The 17,832-nt window shown below is 35.8% G+C and carries 17 protein-coding genes and 1 rRNA gene; all 18 read left to right on the forward strand.

All coding sequences use genetic code 11. The features are described 5' to 3' along the window. Nucleotide 1: 1 nt before the first annotated feature. Nucleotides 2-544, forward strand: coding sequence for a hypoxanthine phosphoribosyltransferase (gene hpt, locus H8707_RS06855; protein WP_262429386.1), 543 nt, complete (start codon nt 2-4; stop codon nt 542-544). Between the two features lie 281 nt (nt 545-825). Then, nucleotides 826-2,649, forward strand: coding sequence for an ATP-dependent zinc metalloprotease FtsH (gene ftsH / locus H8707_RS06860; protein ID WP_262429387.1), 1,824 nt, complete (start codon nt 826-828; stop codon nt 2,647-2,649). A gap of 108 nt (nt 2,650-2,757) precedes the next feature. Beyond that, nucleotides 2,758-4,440, forward strand: coding sequence for an acyl-CoA mutase large subunit family protein (locus tag H8707_RS06865; RefSeq protein WP_262429388.1), 1,683 nt, complete (start codon nt 2,758-2,760; stop codon nt 4,438-4,440). A 78-nt stretch (nt 4,441-4,518) separates the two neighbouring features. After that, nucleotides 4,519-4,914: a cobalamin B12-binding domain-containing protein gene (locus H8707_RS06870; protein ID WP_262429389.1), complete on the forward strand. Its 396-nt coding sequence runs from the start codon at nt 4,519-4,521 to the stop codon at nt 4,912-4,914. Between the two features lie 15 nt (nt 4,915-4,929). Next, the gene (meaB, locus tag H8707_RS06875) at nt 4,930-5,892 is read left to right on the forward strand and encodes a methylmalonyl Co-A mutase-associated GTPase MeaB (protein WP_262429390.1); all 963 of its coding nucleotides are present in this window, start codon (nt 4,930-4,932) and stop codon (nt 5,890-5,892) included. A 41-nt stretch (nt 5,893-5,933) separates the two neighbouring features. Continuing rightward, a complete protein-coding gene (gene mce, locus H8707_RS06880; RefSeq protein WP_262429391.1) occupies nt 5,934-6,335 on the forward strand; it encodes a methylmalonyl-CoA epimerase in 402 nt (133 codons plus the stop codon). A gap of 20 nt (nt 6,336-6,355) precedes the next feature. Continuing rightward, entirely contained in the window at nt 6,356-7,900 is a 1,545-nt protein-coding gene (locus H8707_RS06885; protein ID WP_262429392.1) for an acyl-CoA carboxylase subunit beta, read from the forward strand. Between the two features lie 14 nt (nt 7,901-7,914). Beyond that, entirely contained in the window at nt 7,915-8,241 is a 327-nt protein-coding gene (locus tag H8707_RS06890; RefSeq protein ID WP_262429393.1) for a hypothetical protein, read from the forward strand. Nucleotides 8,242-8,255: 14 nt separating this feature from the next. Next, a complete protein-coding gene (locus tag H8707_RS06895) occupies nt 8,256-8,642 on the forward strand; it encodes a biotin/lipoyl-containing protein (RefSeq protein ID WP_262429394.1) in 387 nt (128 codons plus the stop codon). 81 nt (nt 8,643-8,723) lie between these two features. Beyond that, nucleotides 8,724-9,692: a P1 family peptidase gene (locus tag H8707_RS06900; RefSeq protein WP_262429395.1), complete on the forward strand. Its 969-nt coding sequence runs from the start codon at nt 8,724-8,726 to the stop codon at nt 9,690-9,692. Between the two features lie 182 nt (nt 9,693-9,874). Next, a complete protein-coding gene (locus H8707_RS06905) occupies nt 9,875-10,636 on the forward strand; it encodes an ECF transporter S component (protein WP_262429396.1) in 762 nt (253 codons plus the stop codon). Nucleotides 10,637-10,641: 5 nt separating this feature from the next. Then, entirely contained in the window at nt 10,642-11,415 is a 774-nt protein-coding gene (locus H8707_RS06910) for a type III pantothenate kinase (protein WP_262429397.1), read from the forward strand. Between the two features lie 87 nt (nt 11,416-11,502). Next, nucleotides 11,503-12,474, forward strand: coding sequence for a tRNA dihydrouridine synthase DusB (gene dusB / locus H8707_RS06915; protein WP_262429398.1), 972 nt, complete (start codon nt 11,503-11,505; stop codon nt 12,472-12,474). A gap of 69 nt (nt 12,475-12,543) precedes the next feature. Beyond that, nucleotides 12,544-13,437: a hypothetical protein gene (locus H8707_RS06920; protein ID WP_262429399.1), complete on the forward strand. Its 894-nt coding sequence runs from the start codon at nt 12,544-12,546 to the stop codon at nt 13,435-13,437. A 139-nt stretch (nt 13,438-13,576) separates the two neighbouring features. Next, nucleotides 13,577-14,053 carry a transcription elongation factor GreA gene (greA, locus tag H8707_RS06925; protein ID WP_262429400.1) on the forward strand — a complete coding sequence of 159 codons (477 nt, stop codon included), beginning with the start codon at nt 13,577-13,579 and terminating at the stop codon, nt 14,051-14,053. A 21-nt stretch (nt 14,054-14,074) separates the two neighbouring features. Beyond that, nucleotides 14,075-16,003 carry a lysine--tRNA ligase gene (lysS, locus tag H8707_RS06930; protein ID WP_262429401.1) on the forward strand — a complete coding sequence of 643 codons (1,929 nt, stop codon included), beginning with the start codon at nt 14,075-14,077 and terminating at the stop codon, nt 16,001-16,003. Between the two features lie 180 nt (nt 16,004-16,183). Further along, a complete protein-coding gene (locus H8707_RS06935) occupies nt 16,184-16,396 on the forward strand; it encodes a hypothetical protein (protein WP_262429402.1) in 213 nt (70 codons plus the stop codon). Between the two features lie 481 nt (nt 16,397-16,877). Then, a 16S ribosomal RNA gene (locus H8707_RS06940) occupies nt 16,878-17,832 on the forward strand; the annotation flags it as partial.

Consider the following 17,832-nt stretch of genomic DNA (forward strand, 5'->3'; position numbering starts at 1 on the left):
CATGGAAGATATTATAAAAGAAGTATTGGTAACTGAAGAAGAAATCATAAAAAGGGCAAAGGAATTGGGAGCTGAAATTACAAGAGACTACAGAGATAAGGATTTGATGATAATAGGCATTTTAAAGGGTGCAGTTATTTTTATGTCTGAATTGGTAAGAAATATAGATATGTCTGTAACAATAGATTTTATGGGGGTCTCAAGTTATGGGAAATCTGCGATTTCAACCGGAGAAGTAAAAATAATTAAGGACTTGGATTTTAGCGTTATAGGAAAAGATGTACTTATTGTTGAAGATATTATAGATACAGGCTATACGTTAAATTATCTTACCGATAACCTTAAAAAACGAGGTGCAAATAGCGTAAAAATTTGTACTTTGCTTGATAAACCGGAAAGAAGAAAGGTTGATGTTCCTGTAAACTACCTTGGATTTGAGATTCCGGATGAATTTGTTGTAGGCTGGGGACTAGATTATGCAGAACAATATCGAAATCTTCCATTTGTCGCAGCATTGAAGGAAGAAGTTTATAATAGGGGATAGTAACAATTAAAATTCACAATTCACAGTTCACAATCGAAAAGATAGGTAATAGGTAAAAGATTAAAAATATAATGAAGAGTTAAGAGAAACAGTGAATAAATAACAGTGAACAACAGTTGAAGAAAAGTGAAGAAGTAAGAACTAAGTGAATAGGGAGAATATTAAAGATAAAGGGATAAAAAAATTTTAGAGGAGAATTTATCCTACCTTAATTGATATATATTTTTTCTTATGTTATAATGTTTAAATGCAATTTACATTAGTTGGAGGGAGGATTTGGATTGAAACGATTTTTCAAAGGGATAAGCGTCTATCTACTGATTATTATTTTGATAATGTTTGGAGTTAGAATGTTTGGAACTGATGTCGAACAAGTCAAAGAGATGGATGTAACTGAATTAGTAGATAATTTAGGCAGAAATAATGTTGAAAGTATCACAATGATAGGAAATACGGCTCATGGTAAATTAAAAGATGGGACTCAATTTACTACAATTTTACCTGAGGAAATAAGGTCCTATGATTTTTATAGAGATTATATAAAAGATTTGGTTGACACAAAGCAAATTGATAGCTATGCAGGTGAACAGATACCAACGAGACCTTGGTATATTGATATGCTACCAACTATTATGGTTCTTTTAATCTTTGGAGTATTTTGGTTTGTATTTATGCAGCAATCTCAAGGCGGAGGCGGAGGCAGAGTAATGTCCTTTGGCAAGAGTAAGGCTAAATTACACAAAGAAGACGCAGGTAATATAATAAAATTTGACGATGTTGCCGGTTTGGAAGAAGAGAAGGAAGAATTAAAGGAAATAGTTGACTTTTTGAGAACGCCTAAAAAATATATAGAGATTGGAGCAAGGATTCCAACCGGAGTATTATTAATAGGACCTCCGGGGACAGGAAAAACATATCTTAGTAGAGCAGTAGCCGGTGAAGCCGGAGTACCATTCTTTACAATATCGGGTTCTGATTTTGTTGAGATGTTTGTAGGAGTTGGAGCCAGCAGAGTAAGAGATTTATTTGAACAAGCCAAAAAGAACTCACCTTGTATAATATTTATAGATGAAATTGATGCTGTAGGCAGAAGAAGAGGCGCAGGGCTTGGCGGTGGCCATGATGAAAGGGAGCAAACATTAAATCAACTGTTAGTTGAAATGGATGGCTTTGGAACCAATGAAGGAATTATAGTAATGGCTGCGACAAATAGACCGGATATATTGGATCCTGCTTTATTGCGTCCGGGTAGATTTGACAGACAGATTTATGTTGGACTGCCGGATATAAGAGGCAGGGAAGCAATTCTAAAAATTCATACAAAAAATAAACCTTTAGCTGATGATGTAGATCTTCAAGTAGTAGCAAAAAGAACCCCTGGATTTACACCGGCTGATTTGGAAAATTTAGTTAATGAAGCAGCTTTATTAACAGCTAGACACAATCTGAAGAGTATACCAATGGATTTAATCGAAGAAGCCTCGATAAAAGTTCAGGCAGGTCCGGAGAAGAAGAGCAAGGTAGTCAGTGAAAAAGAAAGAAAGCTTACGGCATATCATGAAGCCGGGCATGCTTTAACCGCCAGACTTATTCCGGGAATGGATCCGGTTCATATGGTGACTATAATACCAAGAGGTATGGCAGGCGGCTTTACTGCATATATTCCCGAGGAAGATAGAAATTATGTCACCAAGAAACAAATGGAAGATAAATTGGTAACATTGCTTGGCGGAAGAGTTACAGAAGCTCTCGTCTTGGATGATATAAGCACAGGAGCGCAAAACGACATTGACAGAGCAACTAAAATAGCCAGATCAATGGTAACTCATTATGGTATGAGCGATATACTGGGACCCATGACATATGGTACCGATGATGAAGAAGTATTTGTTGGGAGAGATTTTGGCAGAACAAGGAATTACAGTGAAGATGTTGCCGCTGCTATTGACAAGGAAATGAGGAATTTAATTGATACTGCTTATAACAGAGCGGAAACATTAATAAGAGGAAATATGGATAGACTTCATAGAATAGCCAGCGCTTTGTTAGAAAAAGAAACAATTGATGCTAAAGAATTCGAAGAATTATTCTTAGGTACTGTTTAAAACATATAAAAGTTAGTTTATAAATTTATAAACTAGCTTTTTTTGTTGTAGATAAGTTAAAGATTTAATATAATAAAGGAGATGGAGCTACCAATAGGAGGTTTTATTATGGAGAAAAATTTTGACGGATATGAAGAGATTGATAAATCTTATAACAACTGGGAGAATAATAAGGTTGAAAAGATCAAATTAAGGTTTCCTGAAAGAAAAGAAAAATTTACTACCAGTTCTGACATTGAAGTAAAAGGACTCTATACACCGTTGGATGCAAAAGATCTTAATTATGTTGAAGACTTAGGATTTCCGGGTGAATATCCATTTACAAGAGGCGTACAACCTACAATGTACAGAGGCAGACTATGGACTATGCGACAGTATGCGGGATTTGCAACTGCAGAAGAATCAAACCAAAGGTATAAATATTTACTTGAGCAAGGTCAAACAGGTTTAAGCGTCGCCTTTGATTTACCTACACAAATTGGCTATGATTCAGATCATGGATTGGCAGAAGGCGAAGTAGGCAAAGTTGGGGTTGCAATAGACTCCTTAAGAGATATGGAAATATTATTTGATGGGATACCATTGGACAAGGTGAGCACCTCGATGACTATTAACGCTCCTGCCGGTATACTCTTGGCTATGTATATTGCTGTAGCAGAAAAACAAGGTGTTTCCAGTGATAGGCTAAGAGGTACTATTCAAAATGACATATTAAAAGAATATATAGCAAGAGGAACTTACATATTTCCCCCTGAAGCATCAATGAGGCTTATTACAAATATCTTTGAATACTGCTCAAAGGAAGTTCCGCAATGGAACACAATAAGTATAAGCGGCTATCACATAAGGGAAGCCGGAGCCACGGCTGTACAGGAAGTAGCATTTACATTGGCTGACGGGATAGCTTATGTTGAAGCCGCAATAAAGGCAGGTTTAAATGTTGATGATTTTGCGCCGAGACTATCATTTTTCTTTAATGCCCATAACGATTTATTTGAAGAAATAGCGAAGTTTAGAGCTGCTAGAAGGCTTTGGGCAAAAATAATGAAAAATAGATTTAAGGCAAAAAATGAAAAGAGCATGCAGTTAAAATTCCATACTCAAACTGCAGGATCGACATTGACGGCACAACAACCCGACAACAATATTATCAGAGTTACGATACAAACATTAGCTGCTGTTTTAGGTGGTACACAATCGCTACATACAAATTCCAGAGATGAAGCTTTGGCACTTCCGACAGAAGATTCAGTTAGAATAGCCTTAAGAACTCAGCAAATAGTAGGGTATGAATCAGGGGTAACCGAAACGGTAGATCCTTTAGCAGGTTCATATTATATTGAGAGCCTTACGGATAAAATTGAAGAAGAGGCATATGAACTTATCAAAAAAATTGATGAATTAGGAGGGGCTCCAAAGGCTATAGAAAAAGGATATATTCAAAAAGAAATTCAATCATCCGCCTATAAGTACCAGATGGAGATTGAATCAATGGAAAAGATTGTTGTTGGAGTCAACAAATTCAGAATAGAGGAAGATGCTAAGAGTGATATTCTAAGAGTAGATGCAGATGTTGAAAAAATACAGAAAGAAAAATTAAAAGCATTGAAGCTTAACAGAAATAACGAGGATGTAAAAACAGCACTAAATATTTTAGAGAAGAAAGCTCAAACAGACGAAAACCTTATGCCATATATTTTAAATGCCGTTAAAAAATATGCAACTTTAGGAGAAATTTGCAATATATTAAGAAAAGTATTTGGAGAATATGAACAAACTGTAATATTATAAGAAAAGCTTTCTATAAACTATAAGGAAGTTTTGACTATCTGCTTACAGGTTTTATATTTAAATATGGGAGGTTAATAAATGGTAAGACCAATTCGAGTATTAGTTGCTAAGCCGGGATTAGATGGGCATGACAGGGGTGCAAAAATTATAGCCAGAGCATTAAGAGATTCGGGTATGGAGGTTATATATACAGGTTTGAGACAGACTCCGGAGCAAATAGTAGCCGCAGCTGTCCAAGAAGACGTGGATGTAGTAGCGATGAGCATCCTATCCGGAGCGCATAATCATTTATTCCCTAAAGTGGTAAATCTTTTAAAAGCTGAAGGCGTAGATGACGTATTGATAATAGGTGGCGGCGTAATTCCGAAGGAGGATATTCCGTTTTTAATGGAATCGGGCGTAGAGGCTGTTTTCACTCCCGGAACACCTACCAAAGATGTTGTGGATTATATTTATAACAATTTGAAAAGATAACTGGTGGTGCGAAATTTGAATTTAGAAGAGGGATTATTAAAAGGAGATAAGAAAGCTTGCGCAAGAATGATTTCTCTGTTGGAGAATGATGACAAAGAGGCAATAAACATAATCAAGAGGCTATATAAAAATACGGGAAATGCATATGTTATAGGGATTACAGGTCCTCCCGGGAGCGGCAAATCTACCTTGACTGATAAGCTCACAAAGGAATTAAGAAACGAAGGCAAAAGGGTGGGAATTATCGCAATTGATCCTACCAGTCCATTTAGCGGAGGAGCTATTTTGGGAGACAGAATAAGAATGCAAGATTTAGCACTGGACAAAGACATATTTATCAGAAGTATGGGTACCAGAGGATTTCTTGGCGGCATGTCTCAGGCAACTTGGGGTGCTGTTAAGGTATTGGATATTTATGGATGTGATTATATTTTTATTGAAACTGTAGGTGTAGGCCAATCTGAAATCGATATTGTAAAGATTGCGGACACCGTTCTAATGGTTATGGTGCCTAATCTGGGAGACGACATTCAAGCTCTAAAAGCAGGCATTATGGAAATAGCAGACGTTTTTGCAATTAATAAATCAGATTTGGGTGGAGCAGATAAGACTCAGCTGGAAATTGAAATGAATTTGGACTTAAATGAAAAATCGAATTACAGACCGCCTGTTATAAAGGTTTCAGCTGTAAAAAAACAAGGTATAAATATGTTGTTGGAAAATATATTGGAACATAAAGAATATCTGGAAAGAACAGGTGAATTAAATAAATCAAGAACTGTTAAGAACCGAAATTTAATTATTAAGTTGGTAGAAGAAGAATTGATGAAAATTATCTTAGATAGGACAATAAAAGAGGATTTAGACTATTTATCCAAAGACGTAACCGATAGGGCAATAGATCCATATACAGCTAGAGATAGAGTTATCGGAGGTGCCATTTCAACCGGAGTTAAGGGATATTCTTTTAAGAAGTGATAACTAAGAGTGAAAAGGTAAGAACTACTGGGGGTGAAAAGATGATTGAAAAAGTTGACCATATAGGAATTGCCGTAAAGAATTTGGATGAAGCAATAAAATTTTATGAAGAAGTATTGGGATTAAAATGTATCGGTCAGGAAATAGTCGAAGATCAAAAAGTAAGAGTTGGATTTTTGCCATTAGGAGATTCGGAAGTGGAATTATTAGAATCAACAACAGAGGACGGAACAATTGCCAAATTCATTGAAAAGAAGGGGGAAGGGATTCAACATATAGCATTAAGAGTTGATAGTATAGAAGAGGCTTTGAGGGACTTAAAAGCTAAAGGTGTTAGATTAATTGATGAAAAACCAAGATATGGAGCTGGAGGTGCAAAAATAGCTTTCCTACATCCTAAATCCACATCGGGAGTTTTAATTGAAATATGTGAAAGAGAATAAGGTTTGATAAGGAGGATAAAATGAGAGAAAAAATTGAAAATCTTCTTGATATAAAGGCTGGGATTGACTTAGGAGGCGGAGCAAAAAGGATAGAAAAACAACATAATTCCGGTAAGATGACGGCAAGAGAAAGAATCAATTCTTTATTGGATGAAGATAGCTTTGTTGAAATCGATAAATTTGTAGAACATAGGTCTACCAATTTTGATATGACAAACACAGAAGCTCCGGCAGATGGGGTCGTAACCGGTTATGGAACGGTTGATGGCAGATTAATCTTTGTATATGCTCAAGACTTTACAGTAGTTGGGGGTTCACTGGGAGAAATGCATGCAAATAAAATCTGTAAAGTTCAGGATATGGCTGTAAAGATGGGTGTTCCAATAGTAGGTTTTAACGATTCCGGAGGTGCTAGGATACAAGAAGGTGTAGATGCTTTATCAGGATATGGAAAAATATTTTATCGAAATACAATAGCATCAGGAGTCATACCACAGATATCGGTAATTATGGGTCCATGTGCAGGTGGAGCTGTTTACTCTCCGTCATTAACCGATTTTACCTTTATGGTGGACAAAACGAGTATGATGTTTATCACAGGACCTCAGGTTATTAAATCAGTTACAGGTGAAGAGGTAACACAAGAGGAACTTGGAGGAGCAAGTACACATAATAAAGTAAGCGGAGTTGCTCATTTTATAGACAAAACAGAACTTGAATGTATAGAAAGAATAAAGGAATTATTATCATTTTTACCTTCAAATAACCTTGAAGTATCACCTATATATGACACAAATGATTATATAAACAGAGTGGAAGACAAACTGAACGAAATTGTGCCTGATAATCCTAACAAGCCGTATGACATGAAAGAAGTTATCGGGTTGTTGGCAGACGAAGGAAAATTCTTCGAACTCCAGAGTTTATATGCACAGAATATATTAACGGGATACATCAGACTAAACGGGAAAACCATAGGAGTAGTTGCAAATCAGCCAAGGGTATTAGCAGGCTGCTTGGATATCAATGCATCTGATAAGGCAGGAAGGTTCATCAGAACATGTGATGCATTTAATATTCCTTTACTTAGCTTGGTAGATGTACCAGGGTTTTTGCCCGGAACAGATCAAGAATATGGTGGAATAATAAGGCATGGAGCCAAGATGTTATATGCATTTAGCGAAGCGACAGTACCGAAAGTTACATTGATAATTAGAAAGGCATATGGAGGGGCCTATTTGGCTATGTGCAGCAAGGATTTAGGAGCGGATCAGGTATTTGCATGGCCAAATTCAGAAATTGCGGTAATGGGTCCGGAAGGTGCGGCTAATATTATCTTTAAAAATGATATAAATACATCCAATGATCCGATACAAATACGAAAAGAAAAAATTGAAGAATATAGAGACACGGTTGCAAATCCATATATAGCAGCACAAAGAGGATTTGTTGACGATATTTTGGTACCAAGCACAACTCGACCTAGACTTATATCAGCCTTTGATATGCTTGAATCTAAAAGGGAAAATAGACCAAAGAAAAAACATGGGAACTTGCCGGTGTAAAGGGGTGGTATGAAATGGTGAAAAGCGAAAAAACAAAAAAAATGTCATCAATTGAAAATGTACCCGATGAAGTAGTTGCTGTTCTTACTGCAGCTATTGCATCAAAGCAAGGCATAAATGCCAATGATGTAAAAATAAAGAGAATCAGAAAATTAAATAATAATATCAATTTTGAAGATAATCCTGATGAATTAATTGCAGTAATTGCGGCAGCAATACAAGTAGGACTAGGGCTAGATATACCTGATATTAGGATAAAGACTATAAAAAGAGCGCCGCAGAATTCAAATGCATGGGCAAGCATGGGAAGAATGGAACAATTGTTGGGAAAATTAAATTAACGGAGGTAAGGAATATGAGAAAGTTTTTAATAAATGTCAATGGCAATTCATATGAAGTGGAAGTTGAAGAGATTGGTAATAACATACAAAGACCTGCACCGGTACAAACAACACCCCCTGCACCTGTTAAGGAACCAACACCGGCACCAAAGGTAGAAGAGAAAAAGGAAATTGAAGTATCGGCGGGACAAGAAATAGTGGCAGCTCCTATGCCGGGGAATATATGGAAAATCCTTGTCGCAGAAGGACAAGAAGTTAAAGAAGGAGACAATTTGTTAATTCTTGAAGCCATGAAAATGGAAAATGAAATCCTAGCTCCAAGAGATGGGAAGGTGGCTAGTATTGTAACAAAAGAGGGATTAGCTGTAAATACAGGGGATCAATTAGTCATAATAGAATAACAGCACTGTAAATTGTAAATTGTGAATTGTGAATTGTGAACTGTGAATTGTGAATTGTGAATTGAATTTGGAGGTATATTTATGTATTCAGGTTATATAACTGATGTTCCCGGAATTAAGGTTGGACATAGTCAGTCATCCGAAGGGATGACAGGCTGTACCGTTATCATATGCGAAGAAGGTGCTACAGGAGGAGTGGATGTACGAGGTTCAGCACCGGGTACAAGGGAAACTGATTTATTTAAAGCTGAAAAAATGGTGGATAAAGTCCACTCCGTAGTTCTTTCCGGAGGATCTGCATTCGGTCTTGATGCAGCCTCGGGGGTTATGAAATATTTAGAAGAAAAAAATATAGGATTAGATGTTGGGATTACAAAAGTCCCAATTGTTGCTTCAGCAGTTATATTCGACTTAAACATAGGGGATTTTACAATACGTCCTGATTTTAATATGGGATATGATGCTGCAAGAAGAGCCAGTGTTAATGAAAGAGGACAAGGGAATATAGGCTGTGGAATGGGAGCTACTGTAGGAAAAATTCTAGGTCCCGATAACGCAATGAAATCAGGTATTGGAAGTGCAAGCATGAAATTGGGTGAATTGGTGGTCGCCGCAATTGTGTCTGTAAATTGTTTTGGAGATGTTTATGAGTTTACAAACAATACTCAAATAGCAGGGGCATATGATTATAAAAACAAAAAATTATTAAACACAGTAAATATAATGAAGGGTAAAGATATAAATATTGATTTTCCAGTGACCAATACCACAATTGGAGTTGTAGCCACCAACGCAATAATTTCAAAAGCAGAAGGAAATAAAGTAGCACAGATGGCACACAATGGGTTTGCACGATCCATAAATCCTATTCATACAATGCTTGATGGAGATACGATTTTTACTATGGCAACAAATAAGGTTCATTCTGATGTCAACTTAGTTGGAACTGTTGGATCGGAGGTAATGTCTATGGCTATATCTAATGCAATAAAAGCTGCAGAAGGCTATGAAAATATTTTAAGTTATAATGATTTACATTTAATTAAATAATAAAAAAATATTGTATAAAAGCATATTTACATTTATAATGAGTAGGAAAGGTTCAAATTATATTATTTTAACTAATAAGGACCTTTTTTCATTAATTTGCCGACATCTAAATGAGCCGGACATTTAACAAACAAAGAAATTATCGACTGGTATCCTTTATGGAACCAGAGCGGAGGGAGAAAATGAATAAAAATAGTAAATTTAACGTAAGAAAATTGACAATTATAGCCATATTAGGGGCTATATCAGCTGTATTTGGGATGACACCATTAGGATTTATTCCTGTTGGACCGACTAGAGCTACCATAATGCATATTCCTGTGATTATTGGAGCAATTATGGAAGGACCTGTTGTCGGAGGTTGTGTTGGATTGATTTTTGGATTATTTAGCATATTTCAAGCAATTACCAATCCTACGCCTGTATCTTTTGTTTTTTTAAATCCTTTAGTATCAATACTTCCGAGGGTATTGATCGGTATATTTACCTATTACGTCTATAATGCTTTGAGGAAAATAGGAAATAAAAAAACTATGGGCATACTATATGTATTATGGATATTAATAATTCTTTATTTAGGAAATGGAATATACATAGATATTGTCGAAAAAAAACCTATATATCTATTGTTAACGAATGTTGCTCTTATAATTCTAACACTGATATTAGCTTATTTTACCCATAAAAATCTAAAAAGAAGTTCTCTGGATATTATTATTTCCACTATAATAGGGACATTAACAAATACCGTTGGAGTTCTTATTATGATTTACTTCTTTTATGGTGAAAAGTTTGTGGAAGCATTAGGTCAAGATATAAGTATAGCACGAAAGGTAATATTTGGAATTGGGATAACAAATGGGATTCCGGAAATTATTATAGCAATTATTATTGTAACTGTTGTAGTAGGAGCACTTAAAAAAGAAACAAATGATAGAAGGTGAATTAAATGTTATTGGTTATAGATGTGGGAAATACTAATATAGTATTGGGTGTTTATGATGGCAGGGAATTAAGATATAATTGGAGACTGTCAACTGATAAGGATAAAACTTCTGATGAATATGGACTTGTTTTGCATCAGATATTTGAATACAATGGAATTGATATTAGTGAAATTGAAGATATAATAATTTCTTCAGTCGTGCCAAATTTGATGCACTCATTACCCAGTATGTGTATAAAGTACTTTAAGAAAAACCCTATGGTAATAGGACCCGGTGTTAAAACCGGCATGAATATAAAATATGATAATCCCAAAGAAGTTGGGGCAGATAGGATAGTAAACGCGGTAGCGGCATATGAAAGATATGGAGGCCCCATCATAATTGTGGATTTAGGAACCGCCGTTACATTTTGCTGTGTAAATAAAGAAGGAGAGTATTTGGGCGGAGCAATTGCACCGGGGATAAAAATATCTTCCGATGCCTTGTTTTTAAAAACGGCAAAATTGCCTAAGGTAGAAATAATAAAACCTGAAAAAGTTATTGGTAAAAACACTGTTAGCAGCATACAATCTGGTTTGGTTTATGGATATATAGGACTAATAGATTATATAATAGAAAAGATGATTGATGAGATGGATATAAGTCCTGAAGAAATCAGAATAATAGCAACCGGAGGGTTTTCAAATCTTATCGCTAAAGAAAGCAAATATATACAGAAGGTAGACCGAAATCTGACCTTAGAAGGGTTAAGAATTATATATGAAAGAAATAAGTAAGTAGAAAGCTACTTACTTTTCTTTTTAAAAATAAGGAGTTAAGGTTTATTCCAATAATTGTGGAAGATTTTTGAAATGAGGTGTACAATGAGAATTGGAAATGTTGAATTAGAAAACAATATATTTTTGGCTCCTATGGCAGGGGTTACGGATTCAGCTTTTAGGATAATAGTCAAAGAAATGGGAGCAGGGTTAGTATTTACTGAAATGGTCAGTGCTAAAGCCATGTACTATAATGATGAAAAGACAGATAAATTGACTGCCGTAGATGTAAGGGAAAGACCGGTCGCATTGCAAATTTTCGGATCCGATCCAATGATTATGGCACATGTTGTGGAAAAGAAATTAAATAAAAGAAGTGATTACGATATAATTGATATCAATATGGGATGTCCTGCTCCAAAGATAGTTAAAAATGGAGATGGCTGTGCTCTGATGAAGGACCCCAAACTTGCAGGCAGAGTGATTAAAAGCGTTGTTAAAGTTTCTAATAAGCCTGTAACTGTTAAAATTAGAATGGGTTGGGATAAAGAAAACATAAACGGTGTTGATATTGCAAAGATATCCGAAGATGCAGGCGTCAGTGCTATTACCATACATGCCAGAACTAGAGATATGTATTATGCCGGAGAAGCTGATTGGAGCTTTATAAAAAAGATCAAAGAGACAGTTTCTATACCTGTTATAGGGAATGGAGATGTATCTGAGCCGGAAGACGGGATAAGGCTATTAAAGGAAACAAATTGCGATGGGATAGCAATTGGAAGAGGAGCCATGGGTAATCCTTGGATTTTCAAAAGAATTAATAATCTTATCCAAGGAAAGGAAGATTTCGTACCAACAAATGAAGACATTATCAATATGAGCATAAGGCATTTGGATATGGTATGTGAATTTAAAGGGGAAAGAGTTGGAGCAAAGGAGATGAGAAAACAACTTGCGTGGTATTTAAAGGGAATGAGAAATTCCAATGAGATAAAAAATAAGATCAATATTATAGAATCTAAAAGGGAAATGACCAATGTTTTGTTAAATTATCTTGATAAACTTTCAAGTTAATGTATATCAGTATATTCCCCTTCATATAATGTTAAAAACAAAGGAGGGGAGACTATTTTATTATATATATTGGATTATGAAAAATATAAGAGCTGGTTTAAGACACAGGGGTTGAAATATTTACCTGATTTTTTATTTCCTAAATTTAAACCTAAAATCTTAGATTATATAAAAAAGGATAAAGAAAATTTGGGACGAATAATTGGGATCAATCTTAAACCGATTAACTTTTTAGATGAGAGTCAACTTTCAATGTTTATTGAGGGGATATTAAAACTAAAGTCTTGCGATGATACGATGTTTTATATAGAAGGAATGGAACATATTCCTAAGTTTATTCTAATAGAAATAGGGAAAAGAACAGGTTTAAATTTTAAATTCGGAGATAATACTAGAATATTTAATATACCACAAATTATTATCAAAGCATATGATATTTTAGAAGAGGATTACAATAGTAAAGAGACCTTAGTTATTTGTAAAGATAAGGAAAGATTGTTAGAATTAATGCAAATGTTATCCGATCATTTTAAATTTTTATCTGTTTTTGGATTAGACGAGGTAGGGAAGAATGAATTATATGAGGCAATACTTGAGGCCACTGGGATCTCAATTTTTCAGCCTGTTCAAATTGACAGATTGATTAAAAACTATAATATCATCATCAATTTTAATGATGAAATAGATTTTAACATATCAAATATTAGGAGTGATGCGTTGATTATAGATTTTAGTGAAAAAAAGCCCTTTAATTTGGTCGATAAGAAGGGTATTATCATAGAGGACATAAATTTTGAATTAAATATTGAAAATGAATTCATCGAAAAATTCGTATCTCCCCCTTTTTTGGAGAGTTTATGTGAAGATTGGGATAAAGTATTTACTCGAATAAAGGTTAAGGATTCTTTCTATAGTATTGAAGAAATAATAGGATTGAAGGTGAAACTAAAAGGTAAATTTTAATTTGCTTGACAATGCAGTAAACGTTGATTATAATATTTTGCATACAATGAGGGAAACATGTTTTAACAATTATAAAATAAGTACAATTTAAAGTTATTATATTTTATTAATATTTATCAAAGTTTGAGGAGTGATAAGCATGTCAGAAAAAGATGTATTTTTGACAGTTGAAGGTTTGACTAAACTTGAAAATGAATTGGATGAACTAAAGTCTGTTAGCCGAAAAGAGGTTGCTGAAAGGATTAAGCAGGCTTTAGATTTTGGAGATATAAGCGAAAACGCTGAATATGATCAAGCAAAAAACGAACAAGCGAAGTTAGAAGAAAGAATAGCTAGATTGGAAACAATTCTTAGAAATGCAAAAGTTATAGATGAAGATGAGATCACTACGCATGTAGTAAGCGTTGGCTCAAAGGTTGTAGTTAAAGATTTAGAATTTGATGAAGAAATGGAATATACAATAGTCGGTTCTGCAGAGGCAGACCCATATAGTGGGAAAATCTCAAATGAATCCCCGTTAGGAAATGCTTTAATTGGGAGTAAACCCGGAGAAGTAATTGATGTTCAAGTTCCTGATGGCGTAATTCAATATAAGGTATTAAATATAACTAGATAGATGTGAACTAAGGAGGCAAAAATGAGCGGTACTGAAGTTAATTTAAATGAGATGCTAAAAATAAGAAGGGATAAATTAAACCATTTAATGGAAGATGGTAAAAACCCGTATTTGATTGAGAAATTCGACTATACACATCATAGCACGAGTATTAAAGAAAATTTTGAAGAGCTGGATGGTCAAAAAGTCGCAGTAGCAGGAAGAATCATGTCAAGAAGGGGACATGGTAAAGTAAGTTTTATTGATATTCAAGATGAAGAAGGAAGAATACAAATATTCGCTAAACAAGATCTGTTGGGTGAAGAAGAGTATAAAGATGTGTCGGTATTAGACATTGGAGATATAATCGGCGTCAATGGTGAGGTATTCAAAACTAAATCCGGCGAAATATCCATAAGGGCGGAAAAGGTTTTACTGTTAAGTAAATCACTGCAGATTTTACCTGAAAAATGGCACGGTTTAAAAGATCAAGATTTAAGGTATAGACAAAGATATGTAGACATGATTGTTAATCCTGAGGTAAAAGAAACTTTTATTTTAAGAACGAAAATAATTAAGGCTGTAAGGGAATTTTTAGATGAGAGGGGATTTTTAGAAGTTGAAACTCCTATACTAAGTACCATTGCCGGAGGAGCAAATGCAAGGCCATTTGTAACGCATCATAATGCTCTAGATATTGATATGTACTTAAGAATAGCAAACGAATTGTACTTAAAGAGACTTATCGTCGGCGGTTTTGAAAAGGTGTATGAAATGGGCAGGATGTTTAGAAATGAAGGAATGAGCCCTAAACATAATCCCGAGTTTACAAATGTTGAATTATATCAAGCTTATGTAGATTATGAAGAAATGATGAGGCTAACGGAAGAGCTGTTTGCCTATGTTGCAGAAAAGACATTGGGAACAAAGATAATCAATTATCAGGGAACAGAATTGGATTTAACCCCTCCATGGAGAAGGCTTGATATGGAAGATGCCATTAAAGAATATGTAGGTGTAGATTTTTCTACTATTAATACAGATGAAGAAGCAAGAGCTATAGCTAAGGCTAAGGGTTTAGAAATAGGGACCAATATGACGAGAGGGCATATCATATCCGAGATGTTCGAGGAGTTTTGCGAAGAACATTTGATTCAACCTACTTTTGTTATAGGACATCCGGTAGAGGTATCCCCATTGGCCAAGAGAAATCCTGATGATCCCAGAAAAACACATAGATTTGAGGCATTTTTAAATACATGGGAGTTAGCAAATGCTTTTTCTGAACTAAATGATCCAATAGATCAAAGAGAAAGATTTGAAGAACAAATGAAGCAAAAAGAATCCGGTGATGATGAAGCTCATCCGATGGATACGGACTTCTTAAATGCAATAGAAGTTGGATTGCCTCCAACAGGGGGGTTAGGCATAGGTATAGATAGAATGATAATTCTATTAACAAATCAGCCGAGCATTAGGGACGTATTGTTGTTTCCGACAATGAAGAACATCGGTGGTGTAAACGAAGTAAATGATGTAAGCACTAAGGCTGCTGAAACTGCCACTGATGATGTAAAAGCTGAACCTGAAAAGATTGATTTTTCTAAAGTAGAGATTGAGCCTTTGTTTAAGGATTTCGTAGATTTTGAAACATTTTCTAAATCCGATTTCCGAGCAGTAAAGGTTCTTGAATGTGAAGCAATTCCGAAGTCAAAGAAGCTATTGAAATTCGTTTTAGATGACGGAACAGATACAAATAGAGTGATTTTAAGCGGTATTCATGGGTATTATGAGCCGGAAGAACTTGTTGGCAAGACTTGCATTGCAATTACAAATCTGCCTACAAGATCGATGATGGGAATGGACTCCTGCGGTATGCTCATCTCTGCTGTTCATTCTGAGGAAGGCGAAGAAAGACTTCATCTTTTGATGGTAGATGAACACATTCCTGCGGGTGCAAAACTGTACTAAGATGTACCATTTTACCCTTTAAAATGGGATGTACTTCATTTCATAAAAATCGCTAAAACTTATATTTTACATCAAACTTATATCAAGCCTCCTAAACTTGGACCAAGAAAATACCAAGTTAGGGGGTTTTTGTATGTCAAAATATAATTGGATTTTAAATTAAAAGATGTACTAGAATATTTGAATTGGCAGAAATTCCATTTACAGAAATATGGCGAAAAATATGGTTTCCCGGTTGGTGCGCCTGATGATGTACCTGGACTCGCACTTGCTTATGGGAAGCACTTTGCAGAAAATGAAGAAACTGAAGGAGCTTTATATTGCTTTAATATTGCCTACGAATTAACGGGAGACGAAAATATCAAGAAAATAATTGATGACTTGAGCAAATAGAACTTATATAAACGGCAAAAAGTGAAAGAAGGTTTTCAGATGCGGCTCAAATTAGATTTGTGAGGTATTGAAATGAATTTGGCTTCTTTCCAAATTAAAAGATAATTATAAGGTGACATTATCAAAAGATAATCACAAAATTGAGAAAAGGGTATTGACAATAATAACTAAAGAGAGTATCATGATAAAAGTTGACTGCAAAATTTGATAAACAGACAAGTGGAATTTTTAAATTGTTATCAAAAAGAATTTAAAAAAGTAGTTGACAACATCTGACAGGATGTGCTATACTAAAAAAGTTGTCTAACTCATTAGCATGATTCGATTTGGAAGCAAATTGATGATAGCTAAGATGCAGCAACAAATGAACCTAGATAATTAAACAGTGTGAGACTTTGAATAAATTACAAAGAATCAATTCAAAGATTTGTGGAAGAAATGAAGCAAATCGAAAATAGTCAGCAAAGAGCTAGACAAACTTTCAAATGAGAGTTTGATCCTGGCTCAGGACGAACGCTGGCGGCGTGCCTAACACATGCAAGTCGAGCGAAGTGAGATTAGAAGAAATCTTCGGATGGAATCTAAACTTATCTTAGCGGCGGACGGGTGAGTAACGCGTGAGGAACCTGCCTTTCACAAAGGGATAGCCTCGGGAAACTGGGATTAATACCTTATGAAACTATAATATCGCATGGTAAGATAGTTAAAGCGAAAGCGGTGAAAGATGGACTCGCGTCCCATTAGTTAGTTGGTGAGGTAAAGGCTCACCAAGGCAGCGATGGGTAGCCGGCCTGAGAGGGTGAACGGCCACACTGGAACTGAGAGACGGTCCAGACTCCTACGGGAGGCAGCAGTGGGGAATATTGCACAATGGAGGGAACTCTGATGCAGCGACGCCGCGTGAACGAAGAAGGCTTTCGGGTCGTAAAGTTCTGTCCTTGGGGACGATAATGACGGTACCCAAGGAGGAAGCCCCGGCTAACTACGTGCCAGCAGCCGCGGTAATACGTAGGGGGCGAGCGTTGTCCGGAATTATTGGGCGTAAAGGGTTCGCAGGCGGTTACATAAGTCAGATGTGAAAGCCATAGGCTTAACCTATGTAAGCATTTGAAACTGAGTAACTTGAGTTAAGGAGAGGAAAGTGGAATTCCTAGTGTAGCGGTGAAATGCGTAGATATTAGGAGGAATACCAGTGGCGAAGGCGACTTTCTGGACTTAAACTGACGCTGAGGAACGAAAGCGTGGGGAGCAAACAGGATTAGATACCCTGGTAGTCCACGCCGTAAACGATGAGTGCTAGGTGTTGGGGGGAAACCTTCGGTGCCGCAGCTAACGCATTAAGCACTCCGCCTGGGGAGTACGTACGCAAGTATGAAACTCAAAGGAATTGACGGGGACCCGCACAAGCAGCGGAGCATGTGGTTTAATTCGAAGCA

The sequence above is a fragment of the Paratissierella segnis genome, from assembly GCF_014385195.1.
Classification (GTDB): domain Bacteria; phylum Bacillota; class Clostridia; order Tissierellales; family Tissierellaceae; genus Paratissierella; species Paratissierella segnis.

Excerpts from the sequence above, each read along its gene's own strand:
- hpt (WP_262429386.1), top strand. The coding sequence starts at position 2 with ATGGAAGATATTATAAAAGAAGTATTGGTAACTGAAGAAGAAATCATA.
- H8707_RS06865 (WP_262429388.1), top strand. The coding sequence starts at position 2,758 with ATGGAGAAAAATTTTGACGGATATGAAGAGATTGATAAATCTTATAAC.
- H8707_RS06870 (WP_262429389.1), top strand. The coding sequence starts at position 4,519 with ATGGTAAGACCAATTCGAGTATTAGTTGCTAAGCCGGGATTAGATGGG.
- mce (WP_262429391.1), top strand. The coding sequence starts at position 5,934 with ATGATTGAAAAAGTTGACCATATAGGAATTGCCGTAAAGAATTTGGAT.
- H8707_RS06885 (WP_262429392.1), top strand. The coding sequence starts at position 6,356 with ATGAGAGAAAAAATTGAAAATCTTCTTGATATAAAGGCTGGGATTGAC.
- H8707_RS06890 (WP_262429393.1), top strand. The coding sequence starts at position 7,915 with ATGGTGAAAAGCGAAAAAACAAAAAAAATGTCATCAATTGAAAATGTA.
- H8707_RS06895 (WP_262429394.1), top strand. The coding sequence starts at position 8,256 with ATGAGAAAGTTTTTAATAAATGTCAATGGCAATTCATATGAAGTGGAA.
- H8707_RS06900 (WP_262429395.1), top strand. The coding sequence starts at position 8,724 with ATGTATTCAGGTTATATAACTGATGTTCCCGGAATTAAGGTTGGACAT.
- H8707_RS06905 (WP_262429396.1), top strand. The coding sequence starts at position 9,875 with ATGAATAAAAATAGTAAATTTAACGTAAGAAAATTGACAATTATAGCC.
- H8707_RS06910 (WP_262429397.1), top strand. The coding sequence starts at position 10,642 with ATGTTATTGGTTATAGATGTGGGAAATACTAATATAGTATTGGGTGTT.
- dusB (WP_262429398.1), top strand. The coding sequence starts at position 11,503 with ATGAGAATTGGAAATGTTGAATTAGAAAACAATATATTTTTGGCTCCT.
- greA (WP_262429400.1), top strand. The coding sequence starts at position 13,577 with ATGTCAGAAAAAGATGTATTTTTGACAGTTGAAGGTTTGACTAAACTT.
- lysS (WP_262429401.1), top strand. The coding sequence starts at position 14,075 with ATGAGCGGTACTGAAGTTAATTTAAATGAGATGCTAAAAATAAGAAGG.